The sequence below is a fragment of the Nonomuraea sp. NPDC049750 genome, assembly GCF_040659625.1.
Lineage (GTDB): Bacteria > Actinomycetota > Actinomycetes > Streptosporangiales > Streptosporangiaceae > Nonomuraea.
The window spans coordinates 155,700-169,302 of the sequence record NZ_JBFANB010000024.1 but is presented as its reverse complement, the minus strand read 5'-3'; the positions used below and the strand labels follow the sequence as shown (position 1 = coordinate 169,302).

Below are 13,603 nucleotides of genomic sequence, written 5' to 3'. Positions count from 1 at the left end.
GGGCCACGCGACAGCTCGCCAAGCGTGACTGCGGTGATCGCCGACTCCGCGGGCAGTTCGGCGGGATCAAAGAGCTTGAAGGCGGCCACGATGTTCGTGTCGAGAACGCCCCGCTCATGCCGGATCACAGGCCGGTCCCGCCGAACGGATCGCCTAGCTCGTCATCGATCATCGTATCCAGATCAGCCCGCACCTCGTCCCAGTCAATAGCCGGGGCTGTGGCGAAAACGGCCTGCGCCTCAGCTGTGGGAACGAACCGGCGGCCAGCAGCCACCTCGTGTACGGGCAGGTCATCTCCAGCCGCTGGTACGACACCGGCAACCCACGGACTACCTCACCGCCCAGTTCGCCTCCGCCCTGGCACACCCCGAGTACGGGCCGCTCCTGCGCCGGCTCGCCCGCGACCTCGGAGACAACGACCGCCTCGGCACCGGCACCTGATCCGCCGCTCCTGTACTGTCCGGGCGAAGGCTGTTACTTCCCGAGTTACGCTGCCAGCGCGGACGCCACGTTCGGATGCATCCTGTCAACGGTCTGGTTGAGGTGTTGCACGCGGAGTGCTCACCATGGGACGTATGGATCGAACCCTGGCCATGGACAAGAGGGGGAACGCGCTGACGGCGTTCCTGCCAGCCACACACGTCCCCGGCGTGCCGGACGACGCACCGATGCCGGCAGCCCTGGTCGTGGTCTGGTACGCCCGGCACCTGCTCCTGGTCTTCGACCGCTTCCGTCAACAGTGGGAACTACCAGGCGGCCGGATCGACCCTGGCGAGACTCCCCTCCAAGCAGCCGTACGGGAACTGCACGAGGAGAGCGGCCTGCACCTGCCCACCCTCACCCTCGCCGGGTACGCACGCTTCTGGCTCACCACTCCACCACACAACGAATACGCCGCCGTTTACACCGCCCATGCCACCTCCCGCCACCACGACTTCATCCCCAACCAGGAGATCAGCGCCATCTGCTGGTGGAACACCACCACCCCTCCCCCCAGCAACACTCAGATCATCGACACGACCCTGGCCCAACACACCCGCCTCAGCAAGAGGCAACACGAAAACGGCCGCACCGTTCGATGACAGGTGCAGCAGCTGGCCCTCGAAGGCACCGAGTCTGGACCACCTCAACCGCCGCTATCGGCCTACTCGTCCTCCCGCAGGTCAGCACGCCGCGCATCGACAGGGTCCACCGGAACGGACGGCACCTCTTCGGCCGACCAGTCCGGCGATCGGCCCCGTCCAACGGAGCGGCACCGTGCCCACCGGCAGCTGTGGCAGCCTCAACCCGCACCGGCCCGACTCAACGGCTCAGCCGAAGCGCAACGCAGCCGCCGTCGGCCCGATAGAACACCTTGGACCCAAGCACCCGCGCGCCGAGCCGTTCGTAGAACCGGTACGCGGCCCCGTTATCTCCATCGGCGGTCCACTCCACACGCGAGCATTCCGCCTTGATGGTGATGTCGAACAGCTCGTTCATGAGGGCGCGGCCTACGCCACGCCGCCGCCACTGCTCGATCACGTACAGTTCCCTCACGAACAAGTTCATCGTGAGCCCCGCGTTCGGCCACAAGAAGCTGTAGGAGGCGAACCCGGCGAGCTGATCGCCTTCCCACGCCAGCAGTGCGTACGCAGCGGAGGGCCGGCGAACAACGCCGGGCGAATCTGCCGCTCGCGCACGTGCGATGGCTCGATGTCGCCGTCGGCCGCGCCGTAGAACCGGCGCCATCCTGGAGTCTGCATCAGGGGTGAGGTGAGAGTAGACCGCACTGGTGACGGTCACGTTGGCGTGCCCGATCCGCTTAGAAACGGGCTCGATCCCCACCACGGGGATGAGCTCGCTTGCGTGGCTGTGGCGCGGCCCGTGCGGGGTCGGCTCCTTGATCAGGCCACGCTGCACCGCGAACTCCTTCACCTTCTGCCAGCGGTGTTCGTTGAAAGTTAGCGTTGCGCCACAGGGTGCCGCCGCGGGTGCCCGGGGTCGGGAAGAGGAGCGCCGGCTTGCCCTTGCCCTGGGCGCGCCTCCGAAGCACCTTCAATGCCTTCGGGGGCAGGGTGATAGTGCGGAATGCGTTCGCACTTTTGCCCTCTGTGGATTCGATGTAGGGCCGCCGGTTCTCATCCTCACGAACAACCTGGGCCACGGTGAGCGTGCCGGCGTCGAAGTCCACATCGCAGACCCGCAGCGCGGTCAGTTCGCCCCAGCGCAGCCCGGTCGCGAGCAGCACCAGCGTCGCCCGTATCCTCATCAACCTCGTTGGCGCATTCGATCCACTCCGGGATCTCCGCACCGGTGATCACACCTCACCACGTTCGCCCCACTAAACAGCTATTTCCAGGAATAATCACCTCTGTCCTTCGCACATGTATCAAAGTGATAAGTGGACCAGCGGTCTCATGTTTTCAAAGGCCGCTCCGGCGATCCAATCCATACAGCGAAAAGGGGGGGACGTGGACGTACGGATTCGCATCACCGGCGGAGACGCATTAGCGGAACTGGCCGCGTTGTGGGAGTGGCTGCAGGATGAGGAAACCCTGCGCGGCGAGGTCAGCCCGGTGGAGAAAGAGATCGGGCAGGAAGAGCTCGGCGGCGCGGTAGAGCTGATCACCGTGGTGCTGAGCTCCGGCGGGGCCGGTCTTGCCCTGTCCCGAGCGTTGAACACCTGGCTGCGTACCCGGCGCGGCGACGTCAAGGTCACCGTCTCCGACGGGGAGCGGACCGTGGAGTTGGAAGCCAGCAACGTCAAGGACGTCTTACCCTTGCTACGGGAGGTGCTCGGTGACGACCAGACCCCCTGATCCCTTCGACCGCTCGGATTCCCGGGCGGTCCTGATCGGCGTGGGCGGCTACGACGACCCTGGGTTCCCCCCGGTGCCTGCCGCGTTGAACAGCCTGGAGGCGATGCGCCGGGTGCTGACCACCCCGGGATTGTGCGGCTGGCCGGCCGAGCAGGTCACGGTGCTGGGGGATCCGCGTAACGCCGGCCAGGTCGCCCGGACGCTGCGCGAGCTGGCCCGCGAGGCGCGTGGGGTGCTGCTGCTGTACTACGTCGGGCACGGCAAGCTCACCGTCCGCGGCCAGTTGTGCCTGGCGGTGGCCGACTCCGTCGCCGACGCCCCCGATTACACCGGCATCGCCTACTCCTGGCTGGCTCAGGCCTTGCGCGAGAGCCCCGCCCGGACGAAGATCACCATTCTGGACTGCTGCTTTTCCGGTCAGGCCATCGAAGCTCTGGCCGCCGACTCCATTGGCGGGCTGGCCGATCTCACCCACGTCGCCGGCGCCTACACGCTGACCGCGACCACCCGGAATCAGCCCGCCCACGTCCCGCCTCTGGCCGATCAGCATGGGACGCTCACCTCGTTCACGGGTCAGCTGCTGGGCCTGCTGCGCGAGGGGATCCCGGACGGTCCGGCGTACCTCACCTTCGCCGACCTGTTCCCCCAGTTGCGCAGCCGCCTCGCCGCGACCGGCCTGCCCCTGCCTCACCAGCGCGGCACCGACACCGCGGACCGCTACCCTTTCGCGCGCAACCTCGCCTTACCCACCGGCCTTCCCGCCGTCGGCGCCGCTTCCGCCCGCACCTCGCCTCCGCAAGACCTCCACACCACACGTGGCCGGCCTTCACCGCCGCGGCTCCTCAACAGGCGGGCAGTCGTGGCCGCGGCGACCACCGCGGCCGCCGCCGGGGTCGCGGGCCTGCTCATTCCGCCCTGGCTTGACCAGCGGCGTCGCGGCACCAGCCCCTCCGGCGCCCCGTCCGGCCAGGTCTCGACCGTCCCCAGCACGATGGCCACCGCAGCGGCCCCCGCCACGCCCGCGAGCTCTCCCCGGGCCACAACCTTCATCTCCGATCTCCATGTCACTGCGCTGGCGATCGGGCAGCTCGGTGACATGGCCATCGCCGTGACAGGCAGCGCCGACAACACGGTCCGCATGTGGAATCTGAAGACGCTCGAACAGCATGGCGAAACCATGAAAGGAACTCATCAGCCGTTTCTGTCGGGCGCATTCAATTTCATCGAGGCAGCGGCGATCGGGCAGCTCGACGGCAAGACCATCTGCGTATCCATCGGTCTCTACGACATCGTGGTGTGGGACCTGGAAACCTGCCGACGGCTGGGCAAAACCATCGGAATCAAGCCTGATAACGGCTTCAATTTCGGCGTGAAGGTCGCGCAGTTCGGCGAGCGTACGGTCGCCGTGTGTGAAAGCCACGGTCCCTCGATCGACGTCTGGGACTTGGGGACTCGCGAGCGATACGGCGCACGTCTCACCGGCCTGTCCGGCTCAGATGTGGCGGCGGTGGCGGTCGGACAACTCGACGGCCAGGCCATCGTTGCCGCCAGTGACTCCGACGGAGGACTAGCGGTCTGGGATCTGGAATCCGGCCAGCAGCGCGGTGATCTCCTCAAGGGCCACACCGGTCGGATCAACTCCATCGCGATCGGGCAGCTCGACGGTGAGGCGATCGCCGTTTCCGGCAGTGACGACGGTACGGTGCGCGTCTGGGACCTGGATACCGGCAGGCAGCGCGGAGAGCCGCTGAAAAGCCATCTCCGACCCGTTTATTGGGTCGGGATCGGGCAGCTCGAGGGCCGGCCCATCGCCGCCTTCATCGACGACGGCAACGCCATGCGAGTGTGGGATCTGCGGTCCGGCCGGCAGCGCGGCAAGACCTTGCAAGACCGTCTTCCGGTCTTCCAAGGCATAGCGGCACTTGGTCGGCTCGAAGACAGGACCGTCGTCCTTGTTACCTCGCGCTCTGAGCGCGAGGGAGGCCCAAGGGCAACTCGGCTGTGGGACCTGGGCCCCGCCTGAGAAGTCGGCCTGTCGTTAACGAAATCGGCTGCTCTACCTTCGTAGTCCGCGATGGCGTCGAGAACTGTCTCGTGAGTGGCCCTGCCGGCGTTGCTCGCCGGGATCCGCCAGCGGTACAGGCCTGTCGAGTCTGACCATTCGAGAATCCCTCCCCCGGAGTTTGATCACTTTAACGGCGGGATTGCCGCGCAGGTAGGGGATGAGGATCCGCCGTCCGCAAGGGCTTGCCCGATGGCCTTGGTCAGCAACGCCGTCAGCTCGGGCGGCAGATCGGTGGCTGCGTCGTTCGACGGGGCCGCGGCGGCGGACGCCTCGGACACGATCTCTTGGGTCTTTCCTCCGGTGAGGGTGGAGTCGATGGCCGTGGCCATCCTGGAGTCGGCGTCAGGGGTGAGGTGGGAGTCCCAGCTTGGCCCTGCCCTCAGCGCGCCGACGAAGCACCTCCAGAGCCTTGGCAGGGAGCGTGATAGTGCGGAAGGCGTTCGCGCTCTTGCCTTCCGTGAAATCGATGTAGGGCCGCCGATTCTCGTCCTCGCGGACAACCTGGGCCACGGTCAGCGTCCCGGAGTCGAAGTCCACATCACACACCCGTAGCGCTTGTCAGCTCGCCCCACCGAAGTCCCTTGGCGAGAAGCACCAACGTGATATCGCCCGTGTCCTCATCGACCTCGTAGGCGCACGCTATCCATTCCGGGATCTCCAGACCGGTGATCACATTGACCGCTTTAACCGCCCTGCCCTTTCGCTCCGGCAGCTTGACCTGCCAGCACGGCTGACGCGAGCAGTACTCATCGTCGATGGCGTAGTCGAAGACCCGCGATATCACCGTCCCGTGAATGTTGATGATCGTCTTGGGCGCGTAAGGGCGCAGGACGTTCTTCCCGTGCTGCTTCGCCCGCATCAGATTGATCCACGCCTGGATGATGTCCTTCGTGAGCTCGTCAATCGGTAATCGGCCGAGAGGCCCGACGGTGGTGCCATCGGGAAGCGTGACGATCGCGAGCAGGAAATGGTCCTCCAGCGTCTTGCGGTACTGACCGATTGTCCGCCGCTCGGCGTCCACGAGCGTGGCCAGGTACTCGTTGGCGACTTGTGCGAAGGTGAGGACGTCGGTCGGCTGGGAGGCCAGGCCGAGCATCTCGGCGAACGCCGGGCTCTTGTACGGTCACGGAACCCGTTGGCCACGAGTGCCCCACGGAAGATCTTCGCGGACTCCAGGTCGTCGAAGGTGTACGACCCGAGCGGGCCGTCACGGCGTCCGCCTTCCCGCCAGCGCACCCTGAAGGAGAGGGCGCCGTCCTTCTTCTTCCGGTAGTCGATGCCTTCGGCTCGTTTGCGTGGTGCCACGGAACCATCTGTCCCTTCCGCTAGGGCGGTTCCGTGAACGTAGGCAACGACCAGGTCTTACGTCCCCGTCCGACGACCCGTGCGTCCATGGCGCGTCCACGAACAAAAAACCGCCCCTGCCTGTCGAAGTTTCGGCAGGTCAGAGACGGTTTGATCTTGTGGAGGTGGCGGGAATCGAACCCGCGTCCTTCAACCCCAAGACAGGGCTTCTCCGGGCGCAGCCTGCTGTGCTTTTCTCAGCCCCGGCAATCACGCAGGCGTGTCGCCGACGGGCTCAGCCACTGTTTGATTTCCCGCTCTCCCCCGTGGCCGGGTTGAGCGGTTGAGCCTTCTAACGATGCCAGATCCCGGGCCGAAGGCACTCCCGGGCTGACAGTGGTTACGCTACTTAGGCAGCGAGGGCCAGGGAACCCTGGCCGACCACAGTGCGCTTAGAATTGGCACTTGTTGTTTGCGGTCACAGTGTTAACGAGGTTATGTCCGCAGTCCTCGGCCCGCTTCACCTGACTTGCAAAGTCGAAGTCGAAGCCAGTCACCCCCATGTGCAGTTGTCAACACGGCCCCGAAGAGCCGAGCAACATGACCTTACATGCTCCAACACCTGCGGCGTCAACTTGATTCCCTAGACGCCGAAACCCCCGGAAACGCGTAGGCGTCCCCGGGGGCCGACCGGCAGGGTCGAGCCGGTCCGGACGGCAGGACTTCCCCCGAGATGAAGTCCTGAACTCATCACGGCGACTGCACCCGCAACCCCCCGAGCGGGGCAGTCACTGAGTAAGACGCAGCCGACCGCCCGAACGGTTGCCTAGAGCGACAAGAAATCACTTAGCGTCGCGCAGGCCGGAGAAGAAGTCGCCCGCGACCGCCGCGGGGTCGTAGTTCTTGGCCATGACGGCTATCGCCACGTCACCCTGCCAGCCCACGAACCAGCCCATCCGCTTCTCCTGGTCGCCCGCGGCCGTCACGCCGTAGACCTGGCCGCGGCCGGCCTGGGCGGGCGAGTCGGTGGCGCCGGCCTGCATCATGGCGGTCAGTGCCGTGCGCACCTTGGGGTCAACGGCGACCGGTTGCGGCGGCTTGACCGCGACCGTCTCCGTCGAGGGGTCGGGCGTCTTGGGGTCGGTCACCAGCACCGGCGGGTGCCAGGTGCCCGAGGCGATCGCCCCCGCGACGAGGGCCATGCTGAGCGGGCTGACCTGGACGTTCTGGCCCGCGATGGCCCTGGCCTTGTCGGCGTCGCTGGTCAGCTCGGGCAGCGAGCCGCTGAACGACTTGAGCGGCAGCCGCCAGTCCTTGCCGATGCCGAGCGCCTCAGCACTCTTTTTCAGGGCCGTGGCGTCGACGCGCCGGGCCAGCGAGGCCAGTGCGGTGACGCAGCCCTTGGCGAAGTTGTCCTTGAACGTCGGTGAGGCGCCGATGACCTGACTCGCCGTCACGAAGTGCGCGCCGCCCACCGTGCGCTCGGCCGGGCAGGCGAGCTTCTGCTTGGTCTTCATCCCGGCTTTGAGCAGCGCGTCGGCGGCCACGATCGAGAAGGCGCTGCCGGCCGGGAACTTGCCGGCCAAGGCGTCCTTCTCCTGGTTGAGGCCCTTCGTGCCCACCGCCAGGATCTCGCCGGTCGACCGGTCGACCGCCACTAGCGCGCTGGTCTCCGTCTGCGCCACGGCGGCTTCGGCGGCGCGCTGCTTGGCGCTGTCGATCGTGGTGTGTACGGGTACGTTCTTGCGGCCGGGCCACTCCTTTAGCTGCGCGACCTCGTCGTCGGTCTTGAGGTCGAGGGTGATCACCCGGGTCTGCGTGGATCCGGTGAGGTAGTCCTGATAGGCCCGCTGGAGCCCACTCTGTCCATAGGAGTCGCCCGCCCGCTGCGGGCCGCCGAGTTTCTGCTCGGTCTCCGGGGTCAGCGCGCTCACCTTGCCGACGATGTCCTTGGGGGCGTCGGGCGCGACAGGCTGCTTCTGCTGCTGGATGTTGAGCTGCGGGATCTTGTCGAGCCTGTCCTTCAGCTCGCGGTAGCGTTGGGCGCCGAAGTTGGCGAGCTGGACGAACTGCTTCGGCGGTGACGACCTGATGCGGCTCAGCAGCCGGTCCTGGGCGAACTCAGTGATCGCCGAGAGCTGCGCGACGACCTCCTCCGCCTGGTCACCGAGCTGCGACGGGATGACTCTGACCACGTAGAGGAACTGGGGGCTCTGCAGCGGGTTGCCGTTTCTGTCGACGACCGACTGGCGGGGGTTCGGATCGGTGGAGACGGCGAACCGCTGGCCGTCCTTCAGCTGCGGGTGCAGCACGGAAGGCGACCAGCGCACCTTCCACTGACCGTTCACCAGGTGCAGCGGGAGCACGCCGTCGTACGCCCAGAGGGGATTGTTCTCCCCCAGGTCGACCTCGGCGCGGAAGTCGGCCCGCGTCTGGTCGCCGGCCAGGCTGATCTTTGTGATCTTGAACCGGAACGAGGCCGCGTCGAGCTCGACCTTCGCGTCCGAGAGCGCCTTGCGTACGGTCGCCCGGTCACCGTCGGTACGGCCGGCGGCCAGGTCGTAGTCCTCCGACTGCCAGCCCACCAGGAAGTCCCGCACGGCATCGTGCGGGGAGGACTCCTCGAAGCAGGCGGTCAGCGACATGCTCGCGACGGCCAGCGTGACGGTCGCGGCCAGGCCGCGGCGTACGCGGCCCAGGCGTACGGGACGGTTCATCGGTTGCGATGCCGCACTGCCCGGGCCATCTCGCGCTTGGCCTGCTGCTCCGCCAGCGTCTGCCGCTTGTCCCAGTCCTTCTTACCGCGGGCGATGCCGATCTCGATCTTGGCCCGGCCGTCCTTGAAGTAGAGCGACAGCGGCACGATCGTCAGCCCGCCCTCCTTGGTCTTGGCGGCGAGCTTGTCGATCTCCTTGCGGTGGAGCAGGAGCTTGCGTTTGCGACGGGCGGCGTGGTTCGTCCACGTCCCCTGGGTGTATTCGGGGATGTGGACGTTCAGCAACCACGCTTCGCCATCGTCGATGGAGGCGTAGCCGTCGGTGAGGGACGCCCGTCCCTCGCGCAACGACTTCACCTCGGTGCCCTGCAGCACGAGCCCCGCCTCGAAGGTGTCCTCGACGTGGTAGTCGTGCCGGGCACGTTTGTTCTGGGCGACGACCTTCCGCCCGGTCTCACGTGGCATGCCTCGACCTTACCGGCGATTCGTCAGACCCTGAGGTAGCGGCGGAGCGTGACGAAGGATGCCAGCACACAGATGAACACACCGATCACCATGGTCAGCGTGATTACCGAGGCCACCGAGTCCCAGCCGAGCTGACTGCCGAACGCGAAATAACGCGCGATCTCCTCGAACAGGAAGACCTTCGCGACGATCAGCATCACGGCGGCGATCACCCCGCCCATCAGCCCGGAGATCACGCCCTCCATGACGAAGGGCAGCTGGATATAGAGGTTGGACGCCCCCACCAGCCGCATGATCCCGGTTTCTCGACGGCGGTTGAAGGCCGACAGCCGCACGGTGTTGCCGATCAGCAACGCCGCCGCCAGCACAAGGACGATGGCCACCGCCAGCGCACCGGATCTGAGCTTGTCCAGCAGCCCGAAGAACTGGTTGACCAGGTCCCTCTGGTTCGTCACCTGCGACACGCCGGGCTTGCCCGTGAGCGCCTGCACTATCGGTTGATAGTTGTTGGGGTCCTTCAGCTTGACGCGGAAGGACGTGGGCATGTCGTCGACCTTGGTCGCTTCGACGAGCAGCTTGTTGGCGGCATAGGACTTCTGGAAGTTGGCGTACGCGGTGGCCTGGTCCTCGTAGATGACCGCTTCGACGCCGGCCATGCCCTGGATCTCGCCCTCCAGAGCCTTGGTCTGCTGGGTGCTGATCGGCTTGCCCTTGCAAGTGGGCATCGTGGGGTTCTTGCCGCACAAGAAGACCGATACCTCGACCTTGTCGTACCAGAAGCCCTGCATCATCGTGACCTGGGCGTTGATCATCAGGCCGACGCCCAGCATCGCCATGCCGACGGCCACGGTGATGACCACTGCGATCGTCATCGTGAGATTGCGACGGAGGCCGATCCAGACCTCGGAGAAGATGAAGTTCGCCCGCATGTTCTGTCTACTGCTCCCTGTCAGTACGCCTGGCCGTACACGCCACGCGACTGGTCGCGGACGATCTTGCCGTCCTCCAGCTCCACGACACGCTTGCGCATGGAGTCGACGATGGCCGCGTCGTGCGTGGCCATGACGACCGTAGTGCCAGTCCTGTTGATCCGGTCGAGCACCTTCATGATGCCGATGCTCGTCGCGGGGTCGATGTTGCCCGTCGGCTCGTCGGCCAGCAGGATCATGGGCCGGTTGACGAAGGCGCGGGCCATGGCGACGCGCTGCTGCTCGCCGCCTGACAGCTCGTCGGGCATCCGGTGGGCCTTGCCTTCCAGGCCGACCAGCTCGATGACCTCGGGCACCACCTTGCGGATGAACCGCCGCGGCTTACCGATGACCTCGAGCGCGAACGCCACATTCTCGTAGACGTTCTTGTTCGGGAGCAGCCTGAAGTCCTGGAACACGCAGCCGATGCGGCGGCGCAGGTGCGGCACCTTGAAGTTGGACAGGCGGGCCAGATCCTTGCCGGCGACGTGAATCGCCCCGGAGTTGGGCCGCTCCTCCTTCAGAACCAGACGCAGGAAGGTGGACTTGCCTGATCCCGAAGGACCGACGAGGAACACGAACTCGCCCTTGTCCACGTCAACGGAGACATGGTCGAGAGCGGGCCGGTTCTGGTTCGTGTAGACCTTGGTGACATTATCGAAATGGATCACGAGAGCATCACGGCATGCCAGTCTAGGGGTCAGGACGGAAGCGAGGGTGGCACATGCCCACTTCCCGCCACACGCCTATCGGGGACGGCTTTCTTTACTGATGATCGACGTTCCGATTGGCCAGAGCACAGTCTAGGGGGAAGACTGGCATGGAACGTCCATAACGGAAACAAAACGATTGTGCGGCTAGACTTGGGGCTGACATGAGTTGCCAACACCTCGTATGCGCGCAGTGCGCCCACCCCGTGATCGAGGGCCGCTGCCCCCTGTGCCGTGCCAACCGCGAGCGGATGCACAACCACGGCTTCGCCGGGCTGTCACCCGCCCTTATCCTGCTGCTGCTGGTCGTGCTGCTCTTCCTGGCCCTGGTGCTCAAGCACCTAAGCGGGCTCTGATTCCTGCCGGCGCATCCAGCGGATCTCCGACTCGATGAACTCATCGATGTCGCCGTCGAGAACGGCGGTCGGGTTGCCCGCCTCCGTGCCCGTGCGCAGATCCTTCACGATCTGGTAGGGGTGCAGCACGTAGTTGCGGATCTGCGTGCCCCATGACGTGGTCGAGGCGCCCCGCAGCTCGGACATGCGCTCAGCCTCCTCCTGCCGCTTGCGCTCCAGCAGCTTGGCCTGCAGCACGTTCATCGCCGAGGCGCGGTTCTGGAGCTGTGAGCGCTCGTTCTGGCAGGAGACCACGATGCCGGTCGGCAGGTGGGTGATGCGGACCGCCGAGTCGGTCGTGTTGACGCCCTGGCCGCCAGGTCCCGACGAGCGGTAGACGTCGATGCGGAGCTCGTCCTCGTTGATGTCGATGTGGTCGGTCTGCTCGACGACCGGCACGATGTCGACCCCGGCGAACGAGGTCTGGCGGCGGCCCTGGTTGTCGAACGGGCTGATGCGGACCAGACGGTGGGTGCCGTGCTCGCCACGGAGCGTGCCGTAGGCGTAGGGCGACTTGATCGTGAAGGTGGCCGACTTGATGCCGGCCTCTTCCGCGTAGGAGGTGTCGTAGACCTCGGTCGGGAAGCCCTTGCGCTCGGCCCACCGCAAGTACATCCGCAGCAGCATCTCCGCCCAGTCGGCGGCGTCGACGCCACCGGCCTGCGAGTTGATGGTGAGCAGCGCCTCGCGCGCGTCGTAGGGGCCCGACAGGAGGGTGCGGACCTCCAGCGCGCCGATGTCGGACCGGAGGGAGGCCAGCTCCTTGTCGGCCTCGGCCCTGGTGTCCTCGTCGCCCTCCTCGGCGGCCAGCTCGTAGAGGACGCTGAGGTCGTCGAGGCGGCGCACCAGCCCTTCGACGCGGTTGAGCTCACCCTGCATGTGCGAGAGCTTGCTGGTGACCTTCTGGGCCTGCTCAGGGTCATCCCACAGGTCGGGCGCGGCTACCTGCCCCTCCAGCTCCTCGATCTGCTTGCGCATGGCGCCGAGGTCGAGCACGTCCTGGATGCTCCGCAGGGTGCCCGCGAGCTCGTTGATCTCTTCTGCTGGATCGATACCTGCCACGTTTCCTTAGGGTACGCGACCCTCGCGGGCCCGAATAACATGGCCACGTGCGTAGTTACGGTCGGCGGAAGGTGCTGGCGCTCGCCGCCGGCCTGCTGGCCGCGGCGGTCGGCTGCTCGGCCGCGCCACAATCCGAGCCCAGTCAGGTGGCGGCGACCACGGCCAAGCCCGTGACCCCGACGCCCTCGGCGGAGACCCCGCTGATCACGCCGGCCGACGCGGCCAAGGCGTTCGCCACGTTCACCGCCACCGACGACCTGCTGCGCGCCGGGGGCGACCTGCGGCTGGCGATGGAGCTGACCCGCGACGCGGAGGCGCAGCTCACCTCGTCCGCGTTCCTGTCGACGGGCAACCGGCCGCCGCGCTTCACGTGGGGCGCGCCGACGCTGATCGTCCCGCGGTTCAAGCAGAGTGAGACGGCGGCCTGGTTCACGGTGCTGGCCACGCGCAACGGCCATCCGACGCTGCTGACGTTCGCCAATGCCGACGCCAAGACCGACGACTGGCGGCTCAGCTCGGCGACGCAGCTGCTGCCGGGGCAGGACCCGCCCCACATCCAGTTCGACGCTGACGGCTACGCGACGGTGCTGGCGCCCGACGACAAAACCATCACCATCAGTCCGCAGTTCATGGGCCCGCTGCACGCCACGGTGGCGGAGGCGGGAGAGACGGGCGTGGCGGCCGGCCTGCTCGAACGGGGCCCCTACACCACGGACGTGGCGGAGCAGATCACCACCGACCGGGAACGCGCCAAGATCGGCGGGTTCAGCTACGACTCGATCTTCAGCGCCGGCGACTACCCGGTCTACGCGCTGCGCATGGTGGGCGGCGGGGCGCTGATCCAATACGCGATGACGCGCACGACGACGACCACGGTGGAGACGGACAAGGCGGATTTCGTCCCGGTGCCTGAGTCGGCCCGCTGGCTCTATCACAACGACAGGGCGCGCCGCTTCCTGAAGACGACGGAGATCAACCAGTACGCAACGGTCGTCCCGCCATCCGGCACCCCGACCCCGGCCGCCATCATCGCCCACACCGGCGCCCTCACCAAGGCCGTAGGCGGCGACCCCTAACACCATTTTCTTTTTTTACGGCAGGCGCGGTGGGCCCCACCCGCCATACGGGGCTGAGCCCTGT

General features: G+C 66.5%; 14 protein-coding genes and 1 other RNA gene. 5 read left to right on the top strand and 10 right to left on the bottom strand.

Features of this window, described 5'->3' with window-relative positions; genetic code table 11:
* The first annotated feature begins 575 nt into the window (after positions 1-575).
* Complete coding sequence (locus AB0J16_RS42980) at positions 576-1,082, top strand: NUDIX hydrolase (protein WP_358550942.1); 507 nt, start codon at positions 576-578, stop codon at positions 1,080-1,082.
* 220 nt (positions 1,083-1,302) lie between these two features.
* Here AB0J16_RS42980 and AB0J16_RS42975 read toward each other — a convergent pair whose 3' ends face one another.
* Both AB0J16_RS42975 and AB0J16_RS42970 read right to left on the bottom strand, forming a co-directional pair.
* The gene (locus AB0J16_RS42975) at positions 1,303-1,899 is read right to left on the bottom strand and encodes a GNAT family N-acetyltransferase (RefSeq protein ID WP_358550940.1); all 597 of its coding nucleotides are present in this window, start codon (positions 1,897-1,899) and stop codon (positions 1,303-1,305) included.
* A complete protein-coding gene (locus AB0J16_RS42970) occupies positions 1,802-2,248 on the bottom strand; it encodes a tyrosine-type recombinase/integrase (protein WP_358550938.1) in 447 nt (148 codons plus the stop codon). The genes AB0J16_RS42975 and AB0J16_RS42970 overlap by 98 nt, the downstream gene beginning before the upstream one ends.
* A 202-nt stretch (positions 2,249-2,450) precedes the next feature.
* Here AB0J16_RS42970 and AB0J16_RS42965 point away from each other — a divergent pair, with 202 nt between their 5' ends.
* Together AB0J16_RS42965 and AB0J16_RS42960 are read left to right on the top strand one after the other, a co-directional pair.
* Entirely contained in the window at positions 2,451-2,798 is a 348-nt protein-coding gene (locus AB0J16_RS42965) for a hypothetical protein (protein ID WP_358550936.1), read from the top strand.
* The gene (locus AB0J16_RS42960; RefSeq protein ID WP_358550934.1) at positions 2,779-4,821 is read left to right on the top strand and encodes a caspase family protein; all 2,043 of its coding nucleotides are present in this window, start codon (positions 2,779-2,781) and stop codon (positions 4,819-4,821) included. The genes AB0J16_RS42965 and AB0J16_RS42960 overlap by 20 nt, the downstream gene beginning before the upstream one ends.
* A gap of 164 nt (positions 4,822-4,985) precedes the next feature.
* Here AB0J16_RS42960 and AB0J16_RS42955 read toward each other — a convergent pair whose 3' ends face one another.
* The 7 genes from AB0J16_RS42955 to ftsE form a co-directional block, all read right to left on the bottom strand.
* A complete protein-coding gene (locus AB0J16_RS42955) occupies positions 4,986-5,192 on the bottom strand; it encodes a hypothetical protein (RefSeq protein WP_358550932.1) in 207 nt (68 codons plus the stop codon).
* A gap of 209 nt (positions 5,193-5,401) precedes the next feature.
* Positions 5,402-5,959 carry a hypothetical protein gene (locus AB0J16_RS42950; RefSeq protein WP_358550930.1) on the bottom strand — a complete coding sequence of 186 codons (558 nt, stop codon included), beginning with the start codon at positions 5,957-5,959 and terminating at the stop codon, positions 5,402-5,404.
* Positions 5,960-6,324: 365 nt separating this feature from the next.
* Positions 6,325-6,708: a transfer-messenger RNA gene (gene ssrA, locus AB0J16_RS42945) on the bottom strand.
* 281 nt (positions 6,709-6,989) lie between these two features.
* Positions 6,990-8,864: a penicillin-binding transpeptidase domain-containing protein gene (locus AB0J16_RS42940; protein WP_358550928.1), complete on the bottom strand. Its 1,875-nt coding sequence runs from the start codon at positions 8,862-8,864 to the stop codon at positions 6,990-6,992.
* Positions 8,861-9,328, bottom strand: coding sequence for an SsrA-binding protein SmpB (gene smpB / locus AB0J16_RS42935; RefSeq protein WP_357949212.1), 468 nt, complete (start codon positions 9,326-9,328; stop codon positions 8,861-8,863). The genes AB0J16_RS42940 and smpB overlap by 4 nt, the downstream gene beginning before the upstream one ends.
* Before the next feature lie 23 nt (positions 9,329-9,351).
* On the bottom strand, positions 9,352-10,257 hold the full coding sequence (gene ftsX / locus AB0J16_RS42930; RefSeq protein ID WP_358550926.1) for a permease-like cell division protein FtsX: 906 nt from the start codon (positions 10,255-10,257) through the stop codon (positions 9,352-9,354).
* A 20-nt stretch (positions 10,258-10,277) separates the two neighbouring features.
* A complete protein-coding gene (gene ftsE / locus AB0J16_RS42925; RefSeq protein ID WP_049564761.1) occupies positions 10,278-10,967 on the bottom strand; it encodes a cell division ATP-binding protein FtsE in 690 nt (229 codons plus the stop codon).
* Between the two features lie 203 nt (positions 10,968-11,170).
* On the opposite strand from ftsE, the gene AB0J16_RS42920 reads away from it, so the two are divergent.
* Positions 11,171-11,362, top strand: coding sequence for a hypothetical protein (locus AB0J16_RS42920; RefSeq protein WP_225295827.1), 192 nt, complete (start codon positions 11,171-11,173; stop codon positions 11,360-11,362).
* Here AB0J16_RS42920 and prfB read toward each other — a convergent pair.
* Positions 11,348-12,463, bottom strand: coding sequence for a peptide chain release factor 2 (prfB, locus tag AB0J16_RS42915; protein WP_358550924.1), 1,116 nt, complete (start codon positions 12,461-12,463; stop codon positions 11,348-11,350). The two genes, AB0J16_RS42920 and prfB, sit on opposite strands and share 15 nt — an antisense overlap.
* A 47-nt stretch (positions 12,464-12,510) precedes the next feature.
* On the opposite strand from prfB, the gene AB0J16_RS42910 reads away from it, so the two are divergent.
* Positions 12,511-13,539 (top strand): hypothetical protein, encoded by a 1,029-nt coding sequence (locus tag AB0J16_RS42910; protein ID WP_358550922.1) that lies wholly within the window; start codon positions 12,511-12,513, stop codon positions 13,537-13,539.
* The last annotated feature ends 64 nt before the right edge of the window (positions 13,540-13,603 follow it).